We start from the raw sequence: 25,437 nt of genomic DNA on the forward strand, positions 1-25,437 counted from the left end.
GGCTTTAGGAGAAGATCTCATGCTTATGGACTCCGGTTACGACTCATACCAACAAGTCGACCTCGATGCTCAAGCGGCAGCAGCAAACCCTCATCAACTTGTCATCATGCTTATTGATGGCTTACTCGATGAAATTGAACGCATTCGCGGCCATCTTGCTGCGAAGCGTTTGGCAGAGAAAGGCGCTGGCATCAATAAATGTATGAACATTTTAATTGGATTAACCAGTGCCCTTGATGACGAAAATGGTGGCGAAATTGCAGAGAACTTGCGCCAACTGTACGACTTCTGTCAAGTCGAACTGTACTACGCAAGCGTACAAAATGACGCTGACCGTTTAATGAACGTCGAACGTGTAATGGGTAATATTCGTGAAGGTTGGATGAATTTTGGACAACAAGCATAAAGTGTCGCCAGAGCGATTCCGTCACTTATCTCAGCTAATCCAATTCGCCACTAAGACGGCGGATTGGCACGCGCTAAAACGCCATGATTTGCAGCTTCGAGAGCTGCTTATCAGTCATAAGCCGTTTTTGAAAGATCCCAAATTAGCACCTGAGATTCAGCGTGCTAAATCCGTGCACGCGGATGCTTTTGCTGCATTAGAGAAAGCCACTGGTGAGCTCAAAAAAGAGATGAACATGGCCAACGATCAACAAGAGCGTGCCATGGCATATCAACTAGCGATGACAATGGAGATGACACAATGATGATTTCTTCTTCACTGCCATCGTCAAATGCCGCTTCATCTTCAGAAGGCCGAATCACGCAAGCAAAAGACGTTCAAGGCTTTTCGCAGCGCAGTGCTTCAGGGCAAACACCTCTGAATCAATCCGCAGCATTATCAGAGCAAGCAGTACCAAGCTTTCGCCTTGCTGCACAAACTTTCTCAAGCGAAGAGCGCAAAGAGGCGACAACTGCAACAACGGAAGAAAATGCTGCTGTTGACACCACTGGAATGAATGTTCTTCTCAGTGCAACAACGCCAACTGAAACACCAGACCTTGCAGCGCAAGCGCAAACCTTGACGCAAGGCATGCTAAACATGGCTGAGAAATCGGTTGCATCGTTCAACAAAGTCAATCCGTTGGAAGTAAAAGGTGAAGCAAAAACAACAAGCCCAGCGCAAGCTAATGCCTTGTTAAACACATCACCGCAACAACAAGATATTCAAACTAGCCAAACGACTTCTGCGAATGCACGCGTGAATACCTCTGCCGCAGACTTTCAAGCATTGTTGAACCAACCAGCGCAAGGGCAAGCAACGACTGCACCACTGAACGTTCAAACTTCTGCTCCGTCCGCTCAAGCAGTGAGCGCTGCGACAGTAGCTCATGCTCATACGCAAGGCTCAGAGTGGGCAGCAGTGAAAGTGGACACAAGTGCAGGCAAATGGGGCGAGCAGATGATGCAGGTGCTGCATGACCGAGTCACCTTGCAAGCACAGCAAAGTGTTCAGGAAGCGAAAATCCGTCTCGATCCGCCCGATCTAGGCAAACTGGATTTACTCGTTCGTGTTGAGGGCGATCGATTGAGCGTACAGATCAACGCAAACACGGCGGCAACACGTGAAGCCTTGATGCAAGTATCGGAACGCTTACGCACTGAACTACAAGAACAAAACTTCGTCCATGTTGATGTCAATGTAGGTGCCGACCAAGGTCAAGAGCGCCATCAACAACAGATGAATGACGAAGACACCACAATTTTCGCTGCACGTGAGTCCAGCGCATTTCAATCCAATACAACAACAAACTATTCAGAACACTGGCTGAACACTCAAGCCTAAGTTAGTCATCGAGGAAAAAGGTTATGACCAAACAACAAATGATCGCCATGTTTATCGCCATGATCATCACCAGCGCCCTCGTTTCGGCCGCCACCATCATGGGTGGTATTTGGTATCTCAATAAACAGGCACAAGATTCAGGTGAAACCAGCTCAATGCTTGAGAACTCTCCTTTGTCTTTTCTTGTGACTGAACAACCAACCAGCAAAGGCCCAAGCTTTCACCCTCTAGACAAAGTTGTGCTGAGCATTAAAGGCAAGAAACAGACGCACTTTGTCATGCTAGAGCTGGCTATTGAGACGCGTCGACCAGAACGTATTAAAGACATCGATAACTACATGCCAATGGTTCAAAACTCGCTTTTGAAGCTGTTTAGCGACAAAACTTTCGATGAACTGCAACAGACAGGCGCGATCGATATTCTGCAAAACGAAGTGAAGCAAACGCTGTTGGTAGCCTTTGCGAAGACTGACATCGTGCGTGATATCGATGATGTACTGCTGACGAAATACGTTGTGCAATAACGGAGCACAACCATGTTAGACATGAACCCTCAAGAAACGTACACCGCACCAGAGGAAGTGAACACACCATCACGCCCGATTGATGAAAACGCACTTTTGCAACGTCATCAAGTGATGGTGAAACGCGTAGTTAACCAGCTTCGCGTTCATGCCACTTCCCATTGCAGTATCGAAGATATGCAGCAAATTGGTCTTATCGCGCTGGTTGAAGCAGGACGTCGTTATGGAGACATTGACGATACTCACTTCCCGGCGTTTGCGGTTTGCCGTGTACGCGGCGCGATCTTAGATGAACTGCGCCGTTTAGACTGGCGCTCACGTAAGACACGTCAGCAAGCCCATGAGCTTAACGACGTCACACGTGACCTCACCCGCTCGTTAGGTCGCATGCCAACGGACTCAGAAATCATCAAAGCTCTAGGCACCGACGAGCAAGATTATTACAACCGTCAAAACGCGGCGCTTGCAGGTGAAATGCAAAGTCTCGATCAACTGATGGAAAACAGCACCGACAGCCACTTTGGTGGTCAATACGACGGCATGGAGCACGAGCACATTCGTCGTAGCTTAGACAGCGCACTAGGCCGACTGTCAAAGCGAGATCAATTGCTACTGACGCTGTTTTATCAACACGAACTCAATTTACACGAAATAGCCCTCGTCTTGGATCTGACGCCACCTCGAATTTGTCAGCTTCATAAACAAGCGCTGAAACAACTCAACCAATTAATGTCCTCTTAGGAGTCACAAGATGCAAAAGTTTTTAGGAGTCCTCACTATCCTTGTGTGTGTCTTCGGCGGATACATGTGGGCTGGCGGTAAGCTAGGTGCAATTTGGCAACCAGCAGAATTTCTGATCATCATCGGCGCGGCAGCGGGTTCTCTCATTATTGGTAACCCACCACACGTGCTGAAAGAGATGCGCCAACAAGTGCCAGCAACCATCAAAGGTCCAACTGAAGAGTACGAGTACTACATGGAGCTGATGGCGCTATTAAACAACCTGCTAGAAACAGCGCGTAGCCGTGGTTTCAAGTTTTTGGATTCTCACATCGAAGCACCAGAACAAAGCTCTATCTTCCTGATGTACCCGCTAGTTTCTGAGGATCATCGTCTGATTTCGTTCATTACTGATAATTTACGTTTAATGGCGATGGGACAAATGTCGCCTCATGAATTAGAGGGACTGTTAGAACAAGAAATCGAAGCTATCCAGAACGAACTGCTGCTGCCTTCACGCTCATTACAGCGTACCGCAGAAGCACTACCTGGTTTCGGTATTCTTGCCGCAGTTGGTGGCATCATCATCACTATGCAAGCCATAGATGGTTCTATTGCGCTCATTGGCTATCACGTAGCCGCTGCCCTTGTAGGTACATTCATTGGTATTTTTGGTTGTTACTGTGGTCTAGATCCACTAAGTAACGCCATGGCTCAGCGAGTGAAACGTAATATGACCGCTTTTGAATGCGTACGCGCAACGCTCGTTGCTTACGTCGCTAAAAAGCCAACATTGCTCGCCATCGACGCTGGCCGTAAACACATTCAGCTAGACATCAAACCAACATTCAACCAAATGGAGAAGTGGTTAGCTGAACAGGAGGGATAATGCAAAAACAAGAGCATGTAGTGTTCAAACGTGCCAAAGCTCACGGCCATGACGAACCTCATGGCGGCGCGTGGAAAGTCGCGTTTGCTGACTTCATGATCGCCCTAATGGCGCTGTTTCTTGTGCTTTGGGTCATGCAAGTGGTGGATAAAGAAGAGCGTAAAGCGATTGTTGCCCACTTGCATAGCTCAAGCGTGTTCGACAAGAGTTACGGCAACCCATTTGATACCTCACAAAGTATCTCTCCTATCGACTTGGCACAGGACTCTTCTGTGCCAAGTAAACACAATTCCAATCACGTTGTGAGCTCTTATTTTCAAGGTGACGGTGATGGTCCAGAAATTAACTCTCTAGTTCCTGGCACCTTCGACACCCAAGAGCAACTTGCTGCTCTGGCAAAAGTTATCGAAGAGATGACCGCGCAGATCAACGCGCAAGGAAACGTCAACGTTACTGTGACACCACAAGGCTTGCGTATCGTGTTGCAAGACGATTACAAACAGCACATGTTCAGTCGTGGTGGAGCCGAGCTTACGCCATTTTTTGAAGATTTACTGTTGGCACTTGCCCCTCTTTTCGAGCAAGTAAACAACCCATTGATCATCAGTGGTCATACCGATGCGATTCCGTTTAAGAAACGTTTTGGTCGTCAGTCGAACTGGGCGCTGTCGGCATCGCGTGCTGATGTGGCGAGAAAAACGCTGGTTGAAGGCGGAATGCCTGATGATCGCGTCATGCAAGTTACTGGCATGTCAGATCGAGCGTTGCTGAACCCAGATGAGCCAGATTCAAGCGAAAACCGTCGAATCGAACTGTTTATTCTGACAACACCAGCAGCAAAAGTGCTTGAGACCTTATTTGGCAATCAAGATGACAGCGAGCTGCAAAAAGCGAAACAAAAAGCGGAATTTAACCAACCCGTTATTCGACAAGAAGTGATCCGTTACTCGGCGGACGCAGAAAAACAAGAAGCGAAAATCCAAGCACTATAACGCTTGTCAACGCCATAAACCACAAAGGTCACCTCGCCCTGCTGGTGACCTTTTTAATCCCTAATCCAATTGCCGTGACTTTTAGTAGAGTTCAATATGCACGAGCCAATGCCCGACACAAAAAGACGTGATGTGTTGAAGAAAGCCTTTTTGTGGCTAATCATCTTCGACTATTTATTATTGGCGTTTTTTCTTACCCAACTCTCTAGCCTCAACCTAAACAGTGGCACCATGATCAGCCTGCTGCTCGTGGTTTACAATGTTCTGCTTGTGTCGTTGTGTTTTCAACGAACTAACAAGCAAGACTCATACATCATCTACCCAGTGTTATCAGCAACGTTGCTCGCTTTTGTCTGCTTCCTTTACTTTTTTTTTCTGGTTTAAGAGCCCCATAACCTAATCAAGTACGCGTTCACTGATCATTCGATTGAACGCAACGAGGTCAAATGAGCCTTTAATTTCAAACCGAACTCGTCCCACTTCACTTAAGAAAAACTCAATTTCGCAATCGAGATCAAACGTGCCGGAAGTCTCAATAGAGAATGCATTGATCTTGCTGTAAGGCAGCGACGTGTAATCCACTTTTGAGCCCGTAATACCTTGCACATTCGCCGCAATCACTCGTTTGTTGGTAAACACCACTTGGTCACGAACGGTTTTAAAAGCGGCGAAAATGGTTTCACCATCAATCAAAAATTTGTGGAAATCATCTTTGACTTTGGAAACGTCAATAGGCTTAAGCTTGAACACAGAGGAGTTATCGAAATCGATCATGAGTCGTCCTTTAAATAGGCTGAAAAACGAATTTCTCAACGTATCAGACCACATCGGTTTTGCCTATCCACCTCAACCGTTTTTGCTTGATTCATCTACAGCAAAACCCAAATTACTTCCAACCCTGCCGCCATAACTCTGGGTCTTTCAGATCTTGCCAGTTCATCTCTTGCTCACGTTTATTCATAACGGCTTCAATGACACATTTCACAACATTGCCGTCTTCATCCAGTTCCATTTCAGTTACCACAAAGTGCTTCTCTTTATTTTTAGGTGACGTCGCCGTCCATTTGCTGTGCAATAGTTTCTTTGGGTGAATTCTATTCATCGCGGTATACCAATTTAGCTATCATCTTTATGTATACGACTGAATACCAAGAGAGAATCAGATTTTATTTTTAAGAATCCACGAAAGAGAAAAGCCGCAAAAGAGGTCATCTCCCAATGCGGCCTTACTTACAACCCACTTAGGTCTTTTGACCGTTCAAACGAGGGTTTAAGTACTGACTCTGTAGCAACTGCAAAGCCTTACCAACCAGCACAATCACCACCGCGCCGATCAGTACTGGCGTGAACAGAAAGCTCCACCCCTGCCCAGATGCCATGATCAAGATAGGATTTGCGCCCGCAGGTGGATGCGTTGTCTTCGTAATCAGCATCGCTGACACACCTAACCCAGTCGCAATCGCGAGGGTGATTGGCGTGATCTCAACGTATTGGCTAAACGCAATACCGATAGATGCAGTAATGAAGTGACCAATGATCACGTTTTTTGGTTGAGCGAGAGGGCTGCTAGGCACCCCAAACACCAACACCGCCGTAGCACCAAAGGGCGCCATGAGAAGTACAACCTCAGTAAGAGATACCTCGGCGTAAGACAACACACCAATAGCCAATGTCGCACCAAGCCCCGCGACCAAAGATAAAATTAAATTATTCATAAACACCTCAAAGTAGACCGAATTGTCTACAAATTAAAATAGACAAATCTGTCTACCTTTGTCAATATGTGTTTGTAGAACTTTTTGAGGACGTAGTTATGAACAAAAAGAAACAGCTATTGATCGACACCGCGTTGTCGCTGTTTTACAAACAGGGCATCAACTCCATTGGCATCAATGAAGTCCTTAAAGTTTCTGGCGTGGCTAAACGCACGCTGTACAGCCATTTTGAGAGCAAAGAAGCGCTCATCCTCGCCGCATTAGAACAACGCCATCAAATCTTCATGGCGTGGCTAGAGGAAAAACTGTCATCAACACAATCGAGTACAGACGTAATCGACCAGTTGTTTACCGCGCTTAACGGCTGGTTTCATGGTTCTGAGGAAAAATTGGGCGAGTTTCGCGGCTGTTTCTTCATCAACACGTCCGCCGAATTCAGTGACGACAGCGGCGAGATTGCAACGTATTGCCGCCACCATAAACAGCAAGTTCGTGAGCTAATTCAACGCTATCTCAAATCAGACAACACATCATTACTCGATGCCATTTGCATCATGAAAGAAGGTGCCATCACCACCGCTTACATGACAAAAGAGTACGACGACGTCACAAAGAAATGCGTGGAAATTTTGCACAAGCTGTAATGCGTTCAGGCGTAGTAATTAGCTAATTAAGTATTCAAACAAAAAGGCACCAATCGGTGCCTTCTGCATTAACAGGGGTTGAGGCCATCACAACTCGTGTTCGGTACGGGCGATGATGTCGTCTTGCGCGTCTGGTGACAGCGCGGTAAAGAAGGCTGAATAGCCCGCAACTCGCACGACAAGGTCACGATATTGCTCAGGGTTCTTCTTCGCTGCCAGCAAGGTTTCACGAGAGACGATGTTGTACTGCACGTGCCAACCTTTGTGGTGATTAAAGAAGGTGCGAATCAGCATTGAAAGCTTGAGCTTATCCCCTTCTGAAGCGACAGCCGCTGGGCTTAACTTCTGGTTAAGCAGCACGCCACCTAGGATTTTATTGGCTTGAATTTTACCGACTGAGTTATACACCGCCGTTGGGCCTAAACGGTCAGAGCCTGACGCTGGACTTGCACCTTCTGCTAATGGTGTTTTCGCCTTGCGGCCATCTGGTGTTGCCATAGTGGATACACCGAATGGTACGTTAGCCGAGATACTTGAAGTTCCCGCATAATAACGGCCACCGATGGGACCACGGCCATGACGCGTATTGACGAACTGTTCTAACTCATCAATGTAGACTTGGTACGCATCCGCAAGAAGCATATCAACATAATCATCATCGTTGCCGTATTTTGGCGCGAAGTTAATTAAACGCTGGCGAAGCTGTTCGTTCTCAATACCGTCAAAGTCTTCTTCCAATGCTTTTGCCAGTTCTGGTTGGCTGATTTGGGCATTATCGAAGACTAAGTGCTTAATCGCTGCCAGGCTGTTCCCCAAATTGGCGATACCTACTTGCAGGCCAGAAACCCAATCGTATTTTGCGCCACCTTCTTTCACCGTTTTACCGCGGGCCAAACAATCATCAACTAGCGTTGAGCAGAAGATGTCTTGTGCTTGCTGTTCCAACACACTGTCGACGACAGTATCAATCTCAATAGATTTATGTGTGTAGTAACGGATTTGTTCTGCCCATGATGCGGCGACTTCTTCAAAGTTAGCGAAATTGCCTTTGGCTAACGATTTATCGTGTGGCAGGAAGGCTTTACCCGTGGTCGCATCTACCCCTTCATTTAGCGCAGCGAGCAGGATTCGAGCAAAGTTCATAAAGCTCATGCCAGTACAACGGTAACCCCATTTGCCCGGAACAGCGGTTTCAATACAGCCAATAGACGCATAGTTGTAAGCGTCTTCTTTCTCGACGCCTAGCTTGATGAACTCTGGAATGACGATTTCATCGTTATTGAATGCAGGCATACCGAATCCGCATTTGATCACTTCAATACAGCCCATCAAGAACTCTTGGTTCAAACCTTTGTGGTAACGCACGCTCAAGTTAGGTTGCGTTGAACGAAGCTGACCACAAGATTCTAGAATAGCCCAAGAGAGTGGATTGACAGCATCGATGGGGTCACCACCTTCATTCAGCTTTTGGCCACCGATACAGACGTTTTGATACAGCGGAGAACCCGCCGACGCTTTTGAGTGCGCGCCAGAGCGAATCTTGTTTACTTCAAGCAATTTCAGCCAACAGCTTTGCAATAGCTCAAGGGCGAACGCTTTGTTCATCGCGCCACTTTCAAGGTCACGCACGTAGTAGTCGTTAAGGAACTGGTCCATCCGACCGAATGAAACAGAGTGGCCATTCGATTCAATTTGCAACATCAACTGCACAAAATAGCTCAGTTGCAAAGCTTGCCAGAAGTTGATTGGCGCATGGAAAGCCACATGACGACAGTTTTCTGCGATTGTCTCCAGTTCCGCTTTCCTCTCTGGTCGCGTTTCGTTTTGTGCCATTTCCAGAGCGAGATCGGCGTAACTCACCATATGGTCTTGAATCGCAAGCAAGACAATTTCGACTGACTTATAAAACTGCTCTTTCTTCAACCCTTCATACGTCGACACGTCGTTATTAGCGCGATGCTGACGAACCTCATCCAGCAGACCATTCATACCGATCTTCAGGATTTTTTCGTTATCCACCGCAAGGTGCGCGTCGCCCGAAGTCATGTTGCCTTCGGCTTTAATGATGGTGCTGGCTAAGATCTCTTGCTGCTCGTCGGTAAAGAGTCCATAGCAGCGATCTTGAACAGTTTTACCGCGCCAGTATGGCGTAATGGCGTTAATACTTTGTTTGTCTTCTTCACTTACCGCAAAACCAGCCCCAGGTCGGTCGGCCAGTTCGTCGATTTCCGCTTCAATCCAACGCACCGTGTATTCAGGGAAGATTGGCGCAGCGCGTACTTTGCTCGCTTGGTTACCGACAATCAGCTCGTCGTGCTTAATCCAAATAGTACGTGTACGCAGGTGCTCTTGTAGCGCCAACGCTCGTTGCACAATCACAGGTTTGTCTTCGTTTGCCTGATACGCTCGAGTATAAGCCTCTGCGCGCTCGGTACAGATAGGCGGCGTTACGATGTTGACCAGTGCAGATTTGTGGGCTTTGATTCGCTCTGGAAGGGTATGTAGGTCCATGGTTAACCTCTAACAATCACGTTAAGTTGAGTATGTTCGCTTGCGTATTGCATTGCGCTTTCTAGCAGTTCTGGATTATTTAACGGTTTCTCAGAACACTCGTAAGGCATATCGAGCAAACGGTATTTGTTGATGCCGAGGGTGTGATACGGCAGCAAGTGCAGTTCTTGGCAACTTTCAAGTGAAGCAGCAAAATCGATGATTTCTGTCAGTTCTTCGATGGTGTCATTGAAACCTGGCACCACTGGCACACGAATCACAATGCGTTTGGCAATTGGTGCCAATTTTCTAAAATTGTCTTTGATGCGTTTTAACGATCCCTTCGCCCAGCAGAGAAACTTTTCTTCGTCGGTGTGTTTAAGATCCGCTAACCAGCAATCGATATACGGCGCAACTTTTTCTACGTTTTTCCACGGAACATGCATGCACGACTCCACCGCCGTAGACACATGGTTTTGATGCAAACGTTCGGCAAGTTCTGCCACAAGACTTGGCTGCATCAGCGGCTCGCCACCAGAAAATGTCACGCCACCTTGGCTTTGATCGTAGAAAGGCTTGTCTTTCATCAACACTTCAAACAGGTCGTCCGATTTCGCCGCCTCTCCACATATGCTGAGCGCTTGTGTTGGACATACATTTCGCAGCGCAATGATCTGCGCTTCGCTCATGGCTTTTCGATTGATGATGATTTGATCGTCAATGCGTCGGATACCATCGCTCGCCATGTCGCCGTTTACGGTTTGTTTATAAGCCGACACACAAAGCTGGCAGTCCGCTATACAACTGCGCTCATCAAACAGCAGAGAGTGCTTTTCACTGCGGCTTTCTGGGTTTTGGCACCAAGGACAGGACAAACTGCATCCCTTCAGAAACAGAATGGTGCGAATACCATCACCATCGTGGGTCGAGAACCTCTGAATATTGAAATACATTGCTGTCCGCCTCTTGGTTTGCTCTTCTACTTTTCACGCTTTTCTTTTGTTGAAAGCTTCATTTGATAATGAAATATTGGCACTTAACTTTCATTTTGTGAAATTATTATAGTTTCAATTGAAATTGCAATTGATCAAAATCAAGATCTCATCGGATTGTCAGATCTATAGTGATCCCATCATCAAAACGAAGATTTTGTATAAGGTAGAACCCATGATCGAACTCTATTTAGATACTGCTGACGTGGCAGAAGTAAAACGCTTTAACCAATGCCTACCTCTGAAAGGGGTAACCACAAATCCAAGTATTTTGGCGAAGTCAAAACAAGGCTTGAACCAAACCTTAGCTGGCATGCAAGAAGCGTTAGGGGGCACACCCCGTTTCCATGCTCAAGTGGTGAGCACAACTGTAGAAGGCATGGTAGAAGAAGCGCGCCAAATCCAAGAATTACCCTATGATATGGTCGTTAAAGTGCCAGCAACCGAAAAGGGCTTATCGGCAATTAAGTTAATGAAAAAAGAGGGAATTCAAGTACTCGCCACTGCTATTTACTCTGCTCAGCAAGGTTTCCTTGCGGCATTGTGCGGCGCTGACTATCTTGCGCCTTATGTGAACCGTATTGATGCGATGAACGGAAACGGTGTAGAAGTGGTCGCAGACCTGCAATTGCTACTGGATCAAAACCAACTGCCTGCAAAAATTTTGGCAGCGAGTTTTAAGAATACCCAACAAGCGATGGAAGTGATGAAGTTAGGCATTGAAGCGATCACCTTACCTGTCGATGTGGCCGCGCAGATGTTTTCTCATCCAGCAGTTCAGCCGGCTGTCGATCAATTTGATAAAGACTGGAAATCCGCGTTTGGCAACAAACTTTCATTTGAAAGTTAAGCATAAAATTATCGAAAATCCCATTCCTCCTCGATCGAGGGGCTTTTGATATGGGAATCTCTGAGAAAAAGTAACATTCGCGCAGGCAACTGTTTATAGATGCGGCTTACGAAGAGATTCCCACCTCACTAATCTCGCCTCTACCTTCACGCAAACTACTCTATTCGTAACATCACTACTGACGAAAAACGCTCGTTCCACAAGCAAAAAATTTTGCTTCAAACCGACAAACTCACAAGCACAACGCATCAATAAGTCGGTAATTATTAATTTTATCTATTGGAAATGAACACTGTTCATTTATAATCAGCGAACCTAACGCAGTAACAAGGAATCCACTTCATGAAACGCATTGCGCTTCTCTTTGCCATGTTTGCATTACTTTCTGGTTGTAGCAGCATGTCGCCAGAACAATGCCAAACCGCAGATTGGTATCGCGTCGGCTACCAAGATGGCCACTCAGGCAACAACCCAAACATTTTGTACGAATACATTAAAGACTGTCGCGAAGCAGGCGTAACGCCAAATCACGTTGAGTGGCAAGACGGTTTTGATAAAGGCACCATTCTTTACTGTTCGCCAGACAATGGTTACACGGTGGGTGTAGAAGGAAAAACCTACTATGGCGTTTGCTCTAACGATCTTTTCCTTAAAAACTATCAGTTAGGCCATCAAGAATATCAGCGTCAACAACGCATTAACGCATTAGATGCGGAGATATCACGCCTTGATCATCAATTGGATGCAAACTTAGATAAAGACAACGCGAAGCGTATTAGAGAGAGAAGAAAACAACTGGCGCGTGAGCGTGCATCACTCATCTCGCCAGGAGCTAATTACTACTTTAACTTTTAGTCGCGACGGGCTACAACGCTAGGGTCATAAAGCGGCTATTTGGATCAGGTTGATAGTCGCCAAACGGCTCGCAGTACACGAAGCCATGTTTTTCATATAGGCGATGCGCGGGTTCAAAAAATGCCATCGACCCAGTTTCCAAACTTAAACGTTGTATCCCCTGATGTTTCGCTTGCTCAATCACGTGATTGAGTAAGCGGGATGCCACGCCCTGTTTTCTCGCCGACGGCGTCGTACGCATCGATTTCAACTCTGCGTGACCATCTTCTAGTTGGCTCATTGCCACACATCCCAATAGCTGCTCACCATCCCAGCCCGTCCAAAATGTGATTGAAGGCAGCTTCAACTTGCTTACATCTAACGCATGCACGCTCTCTGGTGGCGATGTAGCGTACATGTCCTGTAAATGCTCTTCCAACAACGCAAGCACCTGCGGCCGTTCTAAATCGTCGATTTCAATTCTCATATATCCATCCTTGGTGTTTTCCTAGTTAAAGCGGTTGTCTCATAATGTGCTGCGGTCCAACGGGGCCGCCGTGGTAAAGCTCATTGGTATCTTCAAACCCTGATTTTAAATAGCACTGATAAGCAGGTATGTTGCGGCAATTCACAGTGAGATAAAGCGCATGAAACTCGGGATAATGACGTTTGGCGAAATCGGCAAACTGTTGAATGGCTTGCTTGGCGATGCCTTTGCCTTGATGACGGTGATCCACCAGCAAAGCACGTACGCCTAAACTGTTTTTAGGGCAAAAATCGTATTTCTCGCTGTAAGCTGCATCAAATAGAAAAAAGCCAACCACGTCATCGTCCGCCAGAATCAGATGCGGAAGCTCTGTGGGTTCAAGACGTGTAAGCATTTCACCCACATCTGCGACCGTAAACTGCGATTGCTCTTCTAGCACGCTAAGTTCGCAAGTTTGTTCATGTCGCTCAGGCGAATACTTTTCAATGGTAATCATAATCTTCCTTGTTGTTTTTATGCTCAATTCATACAGGGTATGTCGTAAATAGAAATACCTAGTGTCGTATTTCCCACTCGCAGGCAAACGTTTAGCACTCTATTATCCTCGCCATTCGATAGAGAGGTTTCCATGTCCCGTTTTTTACTTTGTAGTTTTGCACTCGTTTTACTCTACCCTACTGCCATTGATTTGTATCTTGTTGGTTTGCCTCAAATTGCGTCAGATCTCAACGCCAGTGAATCACAGTTGCATATTGCGTTTTCGATCTATTTAGCTGGCATGGCTACCACCATGTTATTCGCGGGAAAAATTGCAGACTCTGTGGGACGAAAGCCTGTTGCCGTCGTCGGCGCGATGATCTTCGTGCTCGCGTCTTTTCTCGGCGGAATGGCTGAGCAACCAAACGCTTTCTTGATTGCTCGCTTTTGCCAAGGCATCGGTGCTGGATCTTGCTATGTCGTCGCGTTCGCGATTTTACGCGACACGTTAGACGATGAACGCCGCGCGAAAGTATTGTCGATGCTCAATGGCATCACCTGTATCATTCCAGTGATCGCACCCGTGATTGGTCACTTGATTATGCTGAAATTTCCTTGGCCGAGTTTGTTTACCACGATGGCAGGAATGGGCATTCTCGTCAGTGTATTGGCCATTTTTGTTCTCAAGGAATCACTACCCAGCCAACAAGGGGAAGAACAGACAGCGCCAGAGAGCCATCAAGAGACTTTCTTCGAGCGATTTTTTATCAGTAGGCTGATCATTACTGCACTTGGAGTGACCACCATTCTGACCTTTGTTAACGCTTCACCAATTGTCGTGATGAGCATGCTTGGTTTTGATCGCGGTGGCTATTCTTCCATCATGGCTGGGACTGCGACGATCAGTATGTTGATTTCGTTCTCGGCGCCATTGGCATTGGGGATTTTTAAGCAGCGAACCTTAATGATGACCTCTCAAGTATTGCTCGCTTGTGCAGCCATCGTGCTCAGTGCTGCCCATTTCCATGATGGACAATCTCATTACTATGTGTTCGGACTTGGGCTGATTTGCGCTGGCTTCGCTTGTGGCTTTGGCGTGGCCATGAGCCAAGCGCTCAGCCCATTCTCTCAACAAGCTGGCGTGGCGAGCTCACTACTGGGCATTGCTCAAGTTTGTAGTTCCGCGTTCTATATTTGGTTTATGGGTTTCATCGGCGTTAGTGCACTGAATATGTTGGTGTTTATCTTAGTGTTAGGTAGCGTAATCAGCCTTGCTCTAATACTATTGATTCCAAAGCCTGTTCACGATACCCATTATGAAGAAATCCCTAGCGCGACTTGATTTAAACTTACTGTTCACTCTGCAATTATTGTTGCAAGAGCAAAGCGTCTCGAAAGCCTCGAAAAAGCTGAACGTTACGCCCTCTACCGTAAGTAAGTCGCTCAACAAACTTCGTCATTGGTTCGATGATCCTTTGTTTGTCAAAACACCTAAAGGTCTTGCGCCAACGCCTTTGGCGCAAAGCATGGAGCAAGATCTAGCAGAATGGCTGCAAATTGGCAGCCAGATTGCAGAAAAACGCAGCGATATTACGCCTAAAGGAGTGCGTTTTGATATCACGATTGAGTCGCCATTAGTGCTCACGGTGCTGGACAGACTCATCGTCGCTATCCACCAGCGATACCCTGAAGCGAAAGTAAAAACCAGTAACTGGGATTACGATTCACTCGACGCCATCATTCGAGGCGAGGCGGATATCGGTTTTACCGGCCGAGAAAGTCACCCGAGATCGAAAGAGTCTTTGGATCTTCTGCCGTATTTCTTGGATTTTGAGATTCTATTTTATGACCTGCCGATGGTGTATTTACATAAAGATCATCCGGCATTACAGCAAGAGTGGAATCTCGAGACCTTTCTGAGCTACCAACACATCAATATTGTTTGGGAAAAAAGTGAAACTTGGGCGTTGGATGAAGTGTTAACGGAACTAGGGCTACAGCGCTCTATCGGGCTGACGATGTCCAACTTTGAGCAATCCCTTTTTATGGCAGCGCAGCCGACGCATGGCATGATCACCACCGCGCCGCACTATTGCAAAAGCTACACAGAAAAGCTGCATCTCGATTTGGTGTGCTTGCCAATTCCGTTAGACCAAGCTCAACAAGACAAGTTACTGATTCCATTTACCATGATTTGGCATAAACGCAATGCGTACAATCCCAAATTGCTATGGTTGAAAAACACCATCAAGTCATTGTATGAACAACCTTCCCTACCACAGTAACACTCAGGCTAAGGTCAGGTTTTCTCTGGTGATTTTTGATGATTTTCTCACTCTGACAGCTATAACTAATCACTTTATCAACTAATGAAAAAGGTCGTTTGACGCTACACTCAATCCATATTTCTGCGTTAAGGGCCAAGGATGTCGACCTTTTTACTCACTGCTATTACGATGCTGGCGTTCGCCGCCAATTCATTATTGTGCCGACTTGCATTGGCCGAAGGGTTGATTGATGCAGGAAGCTTCACTCTCGTCCGATTGATATCTGGCGCGATTACCTTAATCGCATTGCTTGTCGTGAGAGGTCAGTGGAAAACCGATCGGCCAACTTCTCGCTTTCGCTTTTTTGCTGGCGTGGCTTTATTTGGTTACGCTGCCCTTTTCTCTTTCGCGTACTTACAACTGGCGACAGGAACCGGTGCTTTGCTTTTGTTTGGTGCCGTGCAACTGACGTTACTGGTCATCTATTGGTGGCAAGGTGAGCGCTTTCAATTTCTCGAAATCATCGGTATCGGCCTTTCGATTGTTGGCTTTGTTTGGTTAATGTTGCCATCAGCCACTCGCCCCGATATCAGTTCTGCACTTCTCATGTTGATTTCTGGCGTTTGTTGGGCTGCGTTTACTGCGCTCGGCAAACAAGCGCCTTCTCCAAGTAGTGGCATCACGTGGGGGTTTATCGCTGCATCTATAATTGGCATACTCCTATCACCATTGATGCTGTCCTCAATCCATCTCTCTCTGAGTGGAATTTTGCTCGCTATCACGTCTGGCGCCATTGCATCTGGCCTTGGGTATACGCTTTGGTATCAAGTCATGCGTAAGCTCTCTTTACTTCAAGCCGCCGTCAGCCAACTTTCCGTGCCAGCCATTGCTTTGCTACTAGGCACCGTCGTACTCCACGAACCTCTTTCGCTGCATACACTTTTAACCAGTGGCATCATTCTTGGCGGTATCGCTTTAGTTTTTTTATCTCGATCCAAAAAAACAAGCGAACAATCGGCAAGCCGATAAAAAGTAATAACTTTCCCTCTCAAATACCCATTCATCATCTATGCTTTTTAAAGCAGCAAAGCTCATTGCAGATGGTACGAGTGGCCTGCTTTAGTATCAGGCGAAGGATATAAGGTGAGAATTGGCTCACACAACACGACGTTTTTGTTTCAAAAGTGAGAATTGTCACAGATCGCGATTTTGCTCGTTTAGGCGTTTCGTCAATAACGCCAAGGGCTAGCGCGAGATCGAGCCAAATACGCACTTTGTGTTTTGACAAAGGGTTTACAAAGCACACTTTTTCACCCGCTATATTCCGCCCCCCGAATTTATTCAGAACAAGATTCTGATTATTCACATAATAAATTCATCAACTTATAACGATAAGCCTGAGCAAACTTTGACACTATGAACGACAAAATAAAATTCGCTATTAAAGTATCGCTTAGCCTGACTCTGGCTTATCTGATCCCGTTTGCCATGGGTTGGCCGCAAGCATCGACGGCCGCAACCACAGTGATGCTGATTGCATCCACAGGCAGTCGTCGTGAATCCCTTGCCAAAGGTACCTTACGTGTGTTCGGTACGTTGGTTGGCGCCGTCGTTGGCTTGTTACTGGTGGGATTGTTTGCTCAAGACCGCTTGCTGTACATGCTGAGCGTGTCGGTTGTGGTCTCTTTCATTTTTTACTTCCGTAATGCCTATCAAAAAGATCCAACGCTACTCATGCTAACCGGTGTGATGACGCTGATGATGTCCAATGGCGGTGACGCAGAAGGTGCGTTTCTTTATGGCGTTGACCGCGCTTATATGACGGTGTTTGGAGTGGTGGTTTACACACTCGTGGGGACTTTCTTATTCCCGACCAAAACAGAACAAAATCTAAGACAACTCATCGAACAACTCAACCAAGCACAACGCGCGCTGTTCACCGCTATCTTGCAAAATTTCGAGCAAAAATCGGCAGGGCAAGTCTCTACTCAAGAAGAGGGAGAAGAAAATCCAGAAGCAGGAGAGCCACAACCTAGCGTGGATTCTCTTATCGAACAGATGTTCGCCGCCCAAAATGCGCTCGAACAGCGTTTTGCCACAGTCAGTGTGGAATGCAGCGACGTGTCGGCCTACATGAAAGAGTGGCGCTTGGCGGTTCATTTGAACAAGCAGGTAACGCAACAATTGACCGTTGCGGCGCACAGCCACTTTAGCCACCAGCAAGACCGTGAAAGCATCAGCAACTTTGATCAAGCCGTTGCGGAAATTGAGGCGCTATTTGATACCTGCCAACAAGTCTGGGACGAAAAAGATCCCGCTTTTCGTGCTCAAGAGTTCAAAGTCGAATACAACCAAGCGTTGCTTGAAGACGCAGCGCACCTAGAGAAAGGCTCTGCGCTTATGCTGGGGCACCTCTTGGGGCTCATGCATCAAAACTTGTCGCGTTTAGCGGAGAGCATTAGCTGCATTGACTCTGTGACGAACAATGTCTCCTTTGACGTGCCGCTGCCGAAACCGAAAGGCAAGTTTCTATGGTGGGACGCAGAAAACTTTAAAACCGCGGTCAAAACCTTTGTCACTTATTGGGTTGCAGGACTGATTTGGATTTATTTCAATCCACCAGGCGGCTACTCGTTCGTGGTCTTCTCGACCATGTTTATGTCTTTGCTGTCGTTCGTGCCTGTGCACCCGATTTTGTTGCTTGTGCTGTTCACTTTCGGCTTTTTGTTCGCGGTGCCTTCTTACGTCTTCATTCTTCCCCAATTGGATCTCGGGTTAGAGCTTGGCCTATTCATCTTTATCTACACCTTTATCGGCTTTTATCTGTTCAACGGGCCAGTGACGATTTTCTACATGGTGGGCTTGTTTGTTCTCGGTTTAGATAACAACATGTTCTATCACTTCGGGATCCTCATGACGATCATGCTGCTGTTCTACATGGTGGTATTCATGATCATTTTCGCGCACTACTTCCCGTTTAGCTCACGACCAGAACACCTCTTTTTGACCATAAAAGAGCGCTATTTTAAGCACACTCGGGATCTGTTTGACTCCTATCAGAAGCAGTCTAGCTCGATTATCACGCCGCTCAAACGGGCCTTGCACTTGGTGACGCTCAACGTTTCATCGAAAAAGCTCAAGGTGTGGGGTTCGAAAATCAACCACAAACACTTTGACAAAACAACGCCAGAAGCGATTGGCGCGTTTAGCAAAGCGTGTGATGTACTCAGTAATCACATCAACATCTTAATGGCCGCCGAGAAAAAGTTGATGACCAATCCGCTGATTACTCAGCTTCGCCAACAACACCGCGATTCCATCATTCCTTTGATGGCGGGCGCTTTAGCCAGCCACCAAGCAACACAAGAACTCGACTCCGTATTCGACCAATACAGTCAGGATTACCAAACATTCGAAGATAAACTGGAAGATTTTTTTAGTGAGTTGGATTTATCTGACTACGCTTATTCTGAGATAGCCGGTTTTTATATCTTGCTGAATTTAAAACGGAACGTGTTCGAAGCAATCAAGCATTGCAAGCAAACCTACGAGGATATCGATTGGGTGAACTTACAACAGAAGCGGTTTTAAAGGTGGGGATATGATGCTTCCAAAACTAACCAAACCAAGCCTCGCCATACTTTCCCTGCTCGGGCTCAGTGCGTGTACCACTGTGGGGCCAGACTATGTCCACCCACCGCAAACGCCATTGCCAAGCGATTGGTCGGTGGAAAAAGCAGCCAAAGATACGCAGCAATCCGAGCAACAATTACAACAGTGGTGGCAGCAGTTTAACGACCCGACGCTCAATCAATTAGTCGAGTTGGCGAATGAGCAAAACCTAGACATAGAAGCTGCAGGGCTACGCATTGTTCAAGCGCGTTCATTACTTGGCATTTCGACCGGCTTGCAATACCCGCAAGTTCAAACCGTGTCAGGAAATCTAGCGCGTGCCTACGTGAATGATCAGGGTGTAAACAACGCCGCTCTGTCGTTTGATGCTGCGTGGGAAATGGATATTTGGGGCAAATACGCTCGTGGTATCGAATCTGCAGAAGCCGGTTATTACGCATCCATCGCCTCGTATCACGACATCATGGTCACCATCACCGCTGAGGTGGCGCGCAATTACATCAACTATCGCACATTCCAAGAACGTATTTTGCTGTCTCGCCGCAACATCGAGATTCAAGAACGCGTTGTGCACATCACCCAAGTTCAGTTTGATTCCGGCAACGTAACAGAGCTAGACGTACAGCAAGCGAAAAACCAGCTTTACACCACAAAAGCCGCGCAACCAAGCCTCGAAGTTGCGATGAAGCAATCGCGCACTGCACTGGCTTTGCTATTGGGTGTACTGCCTGAAGAAGTAGAGAAATTGCTGCAATCGGACGGTTTGACGCAGCAAATTGCTGACTATGAAGCGCAGTTCAAATCGACAGGCAGAAAATCGGCGCTATCGGGTACCGACGAGCGTTCCATTGTGCCACGTCCTCCGCTTTTAGATACGCAAGTGGATGCTAACTTAGTGATGCGACGTCCGGATTTGCAAGTCTCTGAGATGCAAGCTCGCGCGCAAAGTGCGCAGATTGGCGTGGCGGAAACGGCTCTGTACCCAAGCTTTTCGTTGTTCGGTTCCATCGGTATCGACAGTACGGTTCCCGATGGCAGCAGTTTCAGTTTTAGCGATTCGCTCACCATGGTGGTTGGCCCAACGTTCAGTTGGAACATTTTCCAATACGGACGCGTGAAAAATAACATTCGTTTCGAAGATGCTCGTTTCCAAGAAACGCTGACCAACTACAACAAAAAAGTGCTGCAAGCCGTGAACGAAGTGACCAATGCGATCGAAGCGTATGACCTGTATTTGCAGCAAAAAGATTTACGTTTGCAATCGGTCAACTCTTCCATTCGTGCGTTCAACATCTCCATGACGCAGTACGAAAACGGCCAAATTTCTTTTGAGCGACTGCTCAACTCAGTCGAAAAAATGACCCGCGCGGAAGACAGTTACGCGCAAATTAAAGGCAATGTCGCGAACCAAGTAATCGCGCTGTACAAAGCGTTGGGCGGCGGCTGGCAGGCACAAACGGGGAAACCATTCCTTGAAGAATCCATCGCCAAGCAGATGCAAGATCGTACCGATTGGGACGGTTATCTGGATGAAGAAAACCGCACGTTGCCACCTTTGCCTATCGAAACACCGACGGAAAACGGCGATAAGAACAAAACGGAGGATCTCTAATGCCTCATGAACTCTCTTGGGGAGACATTTACTTTTCTCCCACGCTACTGGTGCTGTTTCTCGCCGTCACGGCAACGTGGATAACGGTGATGATATTGAACAAGACACGTTTGTCTCGCTTCATCGCTTTTCCGTCTCTGACGTTTATTGCCATCATGGTCGGTTATGTGGTGGCCATTGACAGCTTTTATATTCAATTTTAGGTGCCAAACAAGATGAAAAAACTATTCGTAATCGCACTCAATCTTGTCATTCTTGGTGGCGCAGCTTGGCTCGGCTATCAAAAATTTGAAGAGTATTTTAATAACCCATGGACACGCGATGGCCAAGTACGCGCGAACGTCATCAAGGTCGCACCGCGAGTGTCTGGCCCAATTGTGAATGTTTCGGTGCAAGACAACCAAGAAGTGAAAACGGGCGATTTACTGTTCGAAATCGACCCAACCACTTACGAAGTCGCACTATCTCAAGCCGAAGTGGCGTTGGAAAAATCCATCGTGAGCTCTCGCGGTAAAAAAATCGAATACGATCGCCTTAAAGACATTCGTGCGAAAGACCGCGGCGCTGTTTCTCACAAGGATCTGATTCGTCGTGAAATCGCTTACGAAGAATCGCTACTGCAAATCAAATCTGCAGAAGAGCAATTAAAGTCAGCGCGCCTTAACCTCAGTTTCACCAAAGTTTATGCGACCGTCGATGGTTTTGTGTCTAACCTCGATATTCGAAACGGTACACAAGCGGTCGCAAACCAACCGCTGCTCGCACTGATCGACAAAAACAGTTTCTGGGTATTTGGCTTCTTCCGCGAAAACCAACTCGCGCAAATCGAACCGGGTAGCCGAGCACGTGTCACCTTGATGTCTCACCCAGACACGCCTATCGACGCGACCGTTGACTCTATCGGTTGGGGTATTGCGCCGAAAGACGGCACGGTCGGTTACAACCTTCTTCCAAACGTGAACCCTGTTTTTCAGTGGATTCGCTTAGCACAACGTATTCCGGTACGAATCTCCATCCAAGAGCTTCCCGAAGATGTTGATCTTCGATTCGGGCTTTCTGCGTCCATTATGGTGATGAAAGATTCATCGGCAGAAAATGAACAGTAACTAAGTGAGAAGAACCATGGTCATTGGTAAAAAACTCAAAAACATTAATGAAGAAAACAACTTCTTCTATCTAACCTTAGCGCTGGTAATTTTGTTGCTAGGGAGTGCGATGGCACAAGTGGTGGGCGAAGGGACGATTGAACACATACTGCAGGCGTTCACGGTTCTCACGTTCATTGTCTGTTTTGCCAGCCTTCGTTTTGACAAAACGTGGTCTCGATTCCTCTATACCCTGTTTGGTGTTTGGGTACTGGTGATTGTGATCAAGACCGTTTTTAACATCCGCGAGATGAATGTGGTGATGCTTGCCCTCACCTTCGCGTTCTTTTTCGGCACTTTTAAATCCATCGCAAGACAGATTCTTTTCACTGGCCACGTCAACAGCAACAAAGTGATTGGCTCGGTCGCGCTTTTCTTGCTGCTTGGTCTGATGTGGGCGATTGCCTACCTCATTCTGCTTGAGTTCTCGCCTGAAGCCTTTACCGGTATGGAAGCGATTTCTTGGGGGCAGAACTTCTCCAATGCGGCGTATTTCAGTTTCGTCACCTTAACCACGCTCGGTTATGGCGACATCAGTCCTCTAACGCCACTGGCTCAAGTCGTGGTGTATTTAGAGGCCATTACAGGTGTGTTTTATATGGCGATTGTTGTTTCAAGTCTCGTCAGTTCCAACATTGATCATCAGGTAAACAAAAATGGATAAACAATCGGAAAGAAATGAAAGTAAGCTTTTCATCAGTAACATGGTGGAATCAGCGATACGTATTGGCTTGATCTTCGTATTGCTGATGTTTACGTACGACATCATCAGGCCATTCATCCTTCCAGTGATTTGGGGTGCCATCATCGCGGTAGCGCTACTACCACTGACCAAAAAACTGCAACGCGCTTACGGCGGCAGACGCGGCTTGGCTGCCACGACAATCGCACTGCTGGGTATCGCCCTGCTGGTAACGCCACTAGTGATGGTGTCGGGCTCTATCGTGGATGGTGCAACACACGCGTTGGACGTACTGCAAAATGGTCAGGTAAAAATCCCTGGACCTAAAGCTTCAGTTGCTGATTGGCCTCTTGTGGGTGACAAACTTTATGAAGTATGGACGCTCTTTGCGACTAACTTAGAGCAAGCAATACAAACCTTTATGCCACAAATCAAGTCAGCATTAACCTCTTTGCTTGGCATGGTTGGCGGCGTGTTAGGTAGCTTGTTGCTGTCTATCTTGTCACTGGCTATCGCTGCTGGCTTTATGACGTATTCAGAGTCGTTGGCATCAGGCCTACAAACTATCGCGATCCGTACCGCTGGCGAAAACGCGAAAAGCTGGACAACGCTTATCGCCGCGACCATTAAAAGCGTGCTACTGGGCGTAGTTGGTGTGGCTGCGATTCAAGCGCTATTGATCGGTGCTGGCTTCTTCGTGTTTGGCGTTCCTGCTGCTGGTTTGCTTACTCTGATTCTGATGATTTTGTGTATCGCTCAGCTTCCTGCGCTGCTTGCCGTATTGCCAGTGATTGGCTACATGTACATGACGCAAGACAGCACAACCGCGACCATGTTTACCGTGTGGGCGGTTGTCGGTGCGCTGTCTGAGAACTTACTAAAACCAATGTTTATGGGCCGTGGTGTAGACGTACCAATGCCTGTGATTCTGCTTGGGGCCATCGGCGGTATGCTTTTCTACGGCATCGTTGGCCTGTTCCTAGGTGCGGTTATTCTGGCGATTTGGTATGAGTTGTTCGTTTGGTGGTTGAGCATCGAGAAAGCTCAACAGCAAGAAGAAATGGCTGAACTCAAAGAAGAAGAGGAACAAACAGAATCTGGACATGGTGCCGGTATTTAAATTACCAAGGTAATGCCTTCTCTTTGACCGAATAAAACAAACCGTTGCCCTGCAGCGGTTTGTTTCTATTTAACCTTAGCTCACAGTTTCATCGCAACGGATGAGATAAAAATGACGTTCTTGTTAAATTTTCATACTTCTTACACTTGAGAGTTGCAATCAAGCACTTAACGATGCAATCTCGTTGATCGCTATACCCAAAGAATTCCAAGATCCCCCTACATTTGAGCGACCGATCTTGACGAATTGGGACAATTACAAAGCTTAGGATAAAAACAATGAAATTGATCAAGCCTTTAACTTGCGCGCTTGCTCTAGCAATGAGTGGCATGGCATTCGCAGACGTTACGGTTAGCGTTCCTGACGACGTTTCAGTATTGGCAGCAAACGGTGAAAAAGCGAAACTTTCTGGCGGCTTTTTTGCTTCTGAAAAAACATTGACGCTACCGGATGGCGTAAACCAAGTCGTTTTCCGCTACGCACCTTACTTCAACCAAGGTAATGACCGTCTAAGCGTAGAAAGTGATGCTATCGTGGCACGCTTCGATACTGCAAATGCAGAGTTGACGATTGAAGTTCCAAAATACCGCAACATGCGTGACGCGGAAGAAAACATCAAAGATCTCGATTGGAAACTGGTTGATGGTTCAGGCAAAGCAGTCGCAGTTGACCAAGACAAGCTGATCAAACCGGGTATGCAAATCGGCCGTGATTACGTGCGTGAAATCGAAGATTACAACCGCGCTGGCGGTACAGCAGCCGTCGCTTTTGCTGGCGCAGCGACCATGCAACCAGTCACGCTTCCTGCAAAGATTCCTGAAGACATGAAACAAGCGCGTGCAACCGCAGTGAAAGCAGATTCTACGGCAGAAGAAATGCTGCACTTCTGGTACCAAAAAGCAGACGCAGAAACAAAAGCGCGCTTTAAAGCGTACATCAATCAGCAATAGTCGTTGATTGACTGACCTGATTTAAAAAGCCACTTAATGTGGCTTTTTTTGACCATGCAAAATAGACAGTAGCAAGTCAGGTGCTTGCACGACTTTGGTCTTGGTAAGGAAATCATGCAACAAACGTCGCTCTGGATGAAAAACAAGCAGCACAAGGTTCACCAACGGAACGCCAGGAATAAACATTTCGAGTAGATAGCTGATGCCAAGCCGGATGGAAACCGTCACTTTGGTCGCGGCACGACCATTTTTCATCACCACTTTGATACCAACAAAACGCATGCCGATGGTTTGCCCTTCCTTCAACCAATACCAGTTAATCACGAGAAGAATGGGAACAGTGAGGAGATACACCGCGTGGGTGTCGTAAACAAGCGTGAAGTTTTCTTGCAGGGATAAACGGAAGTCATAGAGCCAAAAATTGATACCCAACGCGATAACAACGACAACGCTAATGACGACGAACAGATCAACGAAACCGCCTATAAGCCGCTGCATTTTGCTCGCAATTGAAGAGTACATATAACCACCTACAACAACAGTGAACGCAGTCTAGGCATTGTTGTATATGTGCTCAATTGATAAGTCTATAAATTCGTATCATGTCTCAAAAGTGATTTTTAAT

Annotated in this window: 29 protein-coding genes; 21 read left to right on the top strand and 8 right to left on the bottom strand. The window is 46.9% G+C overall.

The features are described 5' to 3' along the window. Positions 1-19: 19 nt before the first annotated feature. The 8 genes from fliS to ACF8CV_RS08955 all read left to right on the top strand — a co-directional run bounded on the left by fliS (position 20) and on the right by ACF8CV_RS08955 (position 5,298). The gene (gene fliS / locus ACF8CV_RS08920) at positions 20-406 is read left to right on the top strand and encodes a flagellar export chaperone FliS (protein WP_005462778.1); all 387 of its coding nucleotides are present in this window, start codon (positions 20-22) and stop codon (positions 404-406) included. Beyond that, on the top strand, positions 390-710 hold the full coding sequence (locus tag ACF8CV_RS08925) for a hypothetical protein (protein WP_005478392.1): 321 nt from the start codon (positions 390-392) through the stop codon (positions 708-710). Before fliS ends, ACF8CV_RS08925 begins: the two co-directional genes overlap by 17 nt. Then, a complete protein-coding gene (locus tag ACF8CV_RS08930; RefSeq protein ID WP_171055946.1) occupies positions 707-1,789 on the top strand; it encodes a flagellar hook-length control protein FliK in 1,083 nt (360 codons plus the stop codon). Before ACF8CV_RS08925 ends, ACF8CV_RS08930 begins: the two co-directional genes overlap by 4 nt. Before the next feature lie 23 nt (positions 1,790-1,812). Further along, positions 1,813-2,313, top strand: a complete 501-nt coding sequence (gene fliL, locus ACF8CV_RS08935; protein ID WP_025557711.1) for a flagellar basal body-associated protein FliL — start codon at positions 1,813-1,815, stop codon at positions 2,311-2,313. A 12-nt stretch (positions 2,314-2,325) separates the two neighbouring features. Further along, positions 2,326-3,054, top strand: a complete 729-nt coding sequence (lafS, locus tag ACF8CV_RS08940) for a lateral flagellar system RNA polymerase sigma factor LafS (RefSeq protein WP_005462772.1) — start codon at positions 2,326-2,328, stop codon at positions 3,052-3,054. Between the two features lie 10 nt (positions 3,055-3,064). Next, entirely contained in the window at positions 3,065-3,922 is an 858-nt protein-coding gene (gene motA / locus ACF8CV_RS08945; protein WP_005462768.1) for a flagellar motor stator protein MotA, read from the top strand. After that, a complete protein-coding gene (locus ACF8CV_RS08950; RefSeq protein WP_110176478.1) occupies positions 3,922-4,914 on the top strand; it encodes a flagellar motor protein MotB in 993 nt (330 codons plus the stop codon). Before motA ends, ACF8CV_RS08950 begins: the two co-directional genes overlap by 1 nt. A gap of 96 nt (positions 4,915-5,010) precedes the next feature. Next, the gene (locus tag ACF8CV_RS08955; RefSeq protein WP_005462765.1) at positions 5,011-5,298 is read left to right on the top strand and encodes a hypothetical protein; all 288 of its coding nucleotides are present in this window, start codon (positions 5,011-5,013) and stop codon (positions 5,296-5,298) included. Between the two features lie 12 nt (positions 5,299-5,310). On the opposite strand, the gene ACF8CV_RS08960 is transcribed toward ACF8CV_RS08955, so the two are convergent. From ACF8CV_RS08960 to ACF8CV_RS08970, 3 genes are all read right to left on the bottom strand, one after another. After that, positions 5,311-5,688 (bottom strand): PH domain-containing protein, encoded by a 378-nt coding sequence (locus ACF8CV_RS08960; protein WP_165494742.1) that lies wholly within the window; start codon positions 5,686-5,688, stop codon positions 5,311-5,313. A gap of 112 nt (positions 5,689-5,800) precedes the next feature. Beyond that, positions 5,801-6,016, bottom strand: coding sequence for a TIGR02450 family Trp-rich protein (locus tag ACF8CV_RS08965; RefSeq protein ID WP_020841479.1), 216 nt, complete (start codon positions 6,014-6,016; stop codon positions 5,801-5,803). 139 nt (positions 6,017-6,155) lie between these two features. Next, a complete protein-coding gene (locus ACF8CV_RS08970; protein WP_005462762.1) occupies positions 6,156-6,629 on the bottom strand; it encodes an HPP family protein in 474 nt (157 codons plus the stop codon). A 98-nt stretch (positions 6,630-6,727) separates the two neighbouring features. On the opposite strand from ACF8CV_RS08970, the gene ACF8CV_RS08975 reads away from it, so the two are divergent. Beyond that, positions 6,728-7,273 carry a TetR/AcrR family transcriptional regulator gene (locus ACF8CV_RS08975; protein WP_138938097.1) on the top strand — a complete coding sequence of 182 codons (546 nt, stop codon included), beginning with the start codon at positions 6,728-6,730 and terminating at the stop codon, positions 7,271-7,273. A gap of 87 nt (positions 7,274-7,360) precedes the next feature. Here ACF8CV_RS08975 and ACF8CV_RS08980 read toward each other — a convergent pair whose 3' ends face one another. Both ACF8CV_RS08980 and ACF8CV_RS08985 read right to left on the bottom strand, forming a co-directional pair. Continuing rightward, complete coding sequence (locus ACF8CV_RS08980; RefSeq protein WP_138938098.1) at positions 7,361-9,784, bottom strand: formate C-acetyltransferase/glycerol dehydratase family glycyl radical enzyme; 2,424 nt, start codon at positions 9,782-9,784, stop codon at positions 7,361-7,363. A 2-nt stretch (positions 9,785-9,786) separates the two neighbouring features. After that, positions 9,787-10,716 (bottom strand): glycyl-radical enzyme activating protein, encoded by a 930-nt coding sequence (locus ACF8CV_RS08985; protein WP_138938099.1) that lies wholly within the window; start codon positions 10,714-10,716, stop codon positions 9,787-9,789. Positions 10,717-10,930: 214 nt separating this feature from the next. On the opposite strand from ACF8CV_RS08985, the gene ACF8CV_RS08990 reads away from it, so the two are divergent. Both ACF8CV_RS08990 and ACF8CV_RS08995 read left to right on the top strand, forming a co-directional pair. Then, complete coding sequence (locus ACF8CV_RS08990; RefSeq protein ID WP_031847032.1) at positions 10,931-11,605, top strand: fructose-6-phosphate aldolase; 675 nt, start codon at positions 10,931-10,933, stop codon at positions 11,603-11,605. Between the two features lie 342 nt (positions 11,606-11,947). Further along, a complete protein-coding gene (locus ACF8CV_RS08995) occupies positions 11,948-12,460 on the top strand; it encodes a DUF2799 domain-containing protein (RefSeq protein WP_023584513.1) in 513 nt (170 codons plus the stop codon). Between the two features lie 10 nt (positions 12,461-12,470). Here the strand turns inward: ACF8CV_RS08995 and ACF8CV_RS09000 are convergent, their stop codons facing one another. Together ACF8CV_RS09000 and ACF8CV_RS09005 are read right to left on the bottom strand one after the other, a co-directional pair. Continuing rightward, the gene (locus tag ACF8CV_RS09000) at positions 12,471-12,926 is read right to left on the bottom strand and encodes a GNAT family N-acetyltransferase (RefSeq protein WP_017447218.1); all 456 of its coding nucleotides are present in this window, start codon (positions 12,924-12,926) and stop codon (positions 12,471-12,473) included. Positions 12,927-12,951: 25 nt separating this feature from the next. Next, positions 12,952-13,422 carry a GNAT family N-acetyltransferase gene (locus tag ACF8CV_RS09005; protein WP_024701018.1) on the bottom strand — a complete coding sequence of 157 codons (471 nt, stop codon included), beginning with the start codon at positions 13,420-13,422 and terminating at the stop codon, positions 12,952-12,954. Positions 13,423-13,554: 132 nt separating this feature from the next. Between ACF8CV_RS09005 and ACF8CV_RS09010 the strand changes: the two genes are divergently transcribed. The 10 genes from ACF8CV_RS09010 (at position 13,555) to ACF8CV_RS09055 (ending at position 24,812) form a co-directional block, all read left to right on the top strand. Next, on the top strand, positions 13,555-14,745 hold the full coding sequence (locus tag ACF8CV_RS09010) for an MFS transporter (RefSeq protein WP_005484197.1): 1,191 nt from the start codon (positions 13,555-13,557) through the stop codon (positions 14,743-14,745). Then, entirely contained in the window at positions 14,720-15,688 is a 969-nt protein-coding gene (gene yidZ / locus ACF8CV_RS09015; protein WP_020841488.1) for an HTH-type transcriptional regulator YidZ, read from the top strand. Before ACF8CV_RS09010 ends, yidZ begins: the two co-directional genes overlap by 26 nt. A 141-nt stretch (positions 15,689-15,829) precedes the next feature. Continuing rightward, the gene (locus ACF8CV_RS09020; RefSeq protein WP_069510953.1) at positions 15,830-16,699 is read left to right on the top strand and encodes a DMT family transporter; all 870 of its coding nucleotides are present in this window, start codon (positions 15,830-15,832) and stop codon (positions 16,697-16,699) included. A gap of 387 nt (positions 16,700-17,086) precedes the next feature. Then, entirely contained in the window at positions 17,087-19,261 is a 2,175-nt protein-coding gene (locus ACF8CV_RS09025) for an FUSC family protein (protein ID WP_140282724.1), read from the top strand. Between the two features lie 10 nt (positions 19,262-19,271). After that, complete coding sequence (locus ACF8CV_RS09030) at positions 19,272-20,915, top strand: TolC family protein (RefSeq protein ID WP_031776415.1); 1,644 nt, start codon at positions 19,272-19,274, stop codon at positions 20,913-20,915. Next, complete coding sequence (locus ACF8CV_RS09035; protein ID WP_005462724.1) at positions 20,915-21,118, top strand: DUF1656 domain-containing protein; 204 nt, start codon at positions 20,915-20,917, stop codon at positions 21,116-21,118. The genes ACF8CV_RS09030 and ACF8CV_RS09035 overlap by 1 nt, the downstream gene beginning before the upstream one ends. A 12-nt stretch (positions 21,119-21,130) precedes the next feature. Beyond that, complete coding sequence (locus ACF8CV_RS09040; protein ID WP_005480130.1) at positions 21,131-22,021, top strand: HlyD family secretion protein; 891 nt, start codon at positions 21,131-21,133, stop codon at positions 22,019-22,021. Between the two features lie 16 nt (positions 22,022-22,037). Further along, positions 22,038-22,724, top strand: a complete 687-nt coding sequence (locus ACF8CV_RS09045) for a potassium channel family protein (protein ID WP_005462716.1) — start codon at positions 22,038-22,040, stop codon at positions 22,722-22,724. After that, positions 22,717-23,862: an AI-2E family transporter gene (locus tag ACF8CV_RS09050; protein WP_005484213.1), complete on the top strand. Its 1,146-nt coding sequence runs from the start codon at positions 22,717-22,719 to the stop codon at positions 23,860-23,862. Before ACF8CV_RS09045 ends, ACF8CV_RS09050 begins: the two co-directional genes overlap by 8 nt. Before the next feature lie 278 nt (positions 23,863-24,140). After that, a complete protein-coding gene (locus tag ACF8CV_RS09055) occupies positions 24,141-24,812 on the top strand; it encodes a DUF2057 domain-containing protein (protein WP_005499910.1) in 672 nt (223 codons plus the stop codon). Positions 24,813-24,845: 33 nt separating this feature from the next. Here the strand turns inward: ACF8CV_RS09055 and ACF8CV_RS09060 are convergent, their stop codons facing one another. After that, a complete protein-coding gene (locus ACF8CV_RS09060) occupies positions 24,846-25,334 on the bottom strand; it encodes an RDD family protein (protein ID WP_138938101.1) in 489 nt (162 codons plus the stop codon). Positions 25,335-25,437: the final 103 nt, after the last annotated feature.

The sequence above is a fragment of the Vibrio sp. zbq_1 genome (assembly GCF_043102935.1).
GTDB classification, from domain to species: Bacteria; Pseudomonadota; Gammaproteobacteria; order Enterobacterales; family Vibrionaceae; genus Vibrio; species Vibrio parahaemolyticus.

Coding starts and splice junctions, on each gene's coding strand:
- ACF8CV_RS09035 (WP_005462724.1), top strand. CDS start 20,915: ATGCCTCATGAACTCTCTTGGGGAGACATTTACTTTTCTCCCACGCTA.
- motA (WP_005462768.1), top strand. CDS start 3,065: ATGCAAAAGTTTTTAGGAGTCCTCACTATCCTTGTGTGTGTCTTCGGC.
- ACF8CV_RS08980 (WP_138938098.1), bottom strand. CDS start 9,784: ATGGACCTACATACCCTTCCAGAGCGAATCAAAGCCCACAAATCTGCA.
- ACF8CV_RS09045 (WP_005462716.1), top strand. CDS start 22,038: ATGGTCATTGGTAAAAAACTCAAAAACATTAATGAAGAAAACAACTTC.
- ACF8CV_RS09055 (WP_005499910.1), top strand. CDS start 24,141: ATGAAATTGATCAAGCCTTTAACTTGCGCGCTTGCTCTAGCAATGAGT.
- ACF8CV_RS08960 (WP_165494742.1), bottom strand. CDS start 5,688: ATGATCGATTTCGATAACTCCTCTGTGTTCAAGCTTAAGCCTATTGAC.
- ACF8CV_RS08965 (WP_020841479.1), bottom strand. CDS start 6,016: ATGAATAGAATTCACCCAAAGAAACTATTGCACAGCAAATGGACGGCG.
- fliS (WP_005462778.1), top strand. CDS start 20: ATGCTTATGGACTCCGGTTACGACTCATACCAACAAGTCGACCTCGAT.
- ACF8CV_RS09000 (WP_017447218.1), bottom strand. CDS start 12,926: ATGAGAATTGAAATCGACGATTTAGAACGGCCGCAGGTGCTTGCGTTG.
- ACF8CV_RS09060 (WP_138938101.1), bottom strand. CDS start 25,334: ATGTACTCTTCAATTGCGAGCAAAATGCAGCGGCTTATAGGCGGTTTC.
- ACF8CV_RS09005 (WP_024701018.1), bottom strand. CDS start 13,422: ATGATTACCATTGAAAAGTATTCGCCTGAGCGACATGAACAAACTTGC.
- ACF8CV_RS09025 (WP_140282724.1), top strand. CDS start 17,087: ATGAACGACAAAATAAAATTCGCTATTAAAGTATCGCTTAGCCTGACT.
- ACF8CV_RS08985 (WP_138938099.1), bottom strand. CDS start 10,716: ATGTATTTCAATATTCAGAGGTTCTCGACCCACGATGGTGATGGTATT.
- ACF8CV_RS08955 (WP_005462765.1), top strand. CDS start 5,011: ATGCACGAGCCAATGCCCGACACAAAAAGACGTGATGTGTTGAAGAAA.
- ACF8CV_RS09040 (WP_005480130.1), top strand. CDS start 21,131: ATGAAAAAACTATTCGTAATCGCACTCAATCTTGTCATTCTTGGTGGC.
- lafS (WP_005462772.1), top strand. CDS start 2,326: ATGTTAGACATGAACCCTCAAGAAACGTACACCGCACCAGAGGAAGTG.
- ACF8CV_RS08970 (WP_005462762.1), bottom strand. CDS start 6,629: ATGAATAATTTAATTTTATCTTTGGTCGCGGGGCTTGGTGCGACATTG.
- ACF8CV_RS09020 (WP_069510953.1), top strand. CDS start 15,830: ATGTCGACCTTTTTACTCACTGCTATTACGATGCTGGCGTTCGCCGCC.
- ACF8CV_RS08990 (WP_031847032.1), top strand. CDS start 10,931: ATGATCGAACTCTATTTAGATACTGCTGACGTGGCAGAAGTAAAACGC.
- ACF8CV_RS08995 (WP_023584513.1), top strand. CDS start 11,948: ATGAAACGCATTGCGCTTCTCTTTGCCATGTTTGCATTACTTTCTGGT.
- ACF8CV_RS09030 (WP_031776415.1), top strand. CDS start 19,272: ATGATGCTTCCAAAACTAACCAAACCAAGCCTCGCCATACTTTCCCTG.
- ACF8CV_RS09050 (WP_005484213.1), top strand. CDS start 22,717: ATGGATAAACAATCGGAAAGAAATGAAAGTAAGCTTTTCATCAGTAAC.
- yidZ (WP_020841488.1), top strand. CDS start 14,720: ATGAAGAAATCCCTAGCGCGACTTGATTTAAACTTACTGTTCACTCTG.
- fliL (WP_025557711.1), top strand. CDS start 1,813: ATGACCAAACAACAAATGATCGCCATGTTTATCGCCATGATCATCACC.
- ACF8CV_RS09010 (WP_005484197.1), top strand. CDS start 13,555: ATGTCCCGTTTTTTACTTTGTAGTTTTGCACTCGTTTTACTCTACCCT.
- ACF8CV_RS08950 (WP_110176478.1), top strand. CDS start 3,922: ATGCAAAAACAAGAGCATGTAGTGTTCAAACGTGCCAAAGCTCACGGC.
- ACF8CV_RS08975 (WP_138938097.1), top strand. CDS start 6,728: ATGAACAAAAAGAAACAGCTATTGATCGACACCGCGTTGTCGCTGTTT.
- ACF8CV_RS08930 (WP_171055946.1), top strand. CDS start 707: ATGATGATTTCTTCTTCACTGCCATCGTCAAATGCCGCTTCATCTTCA.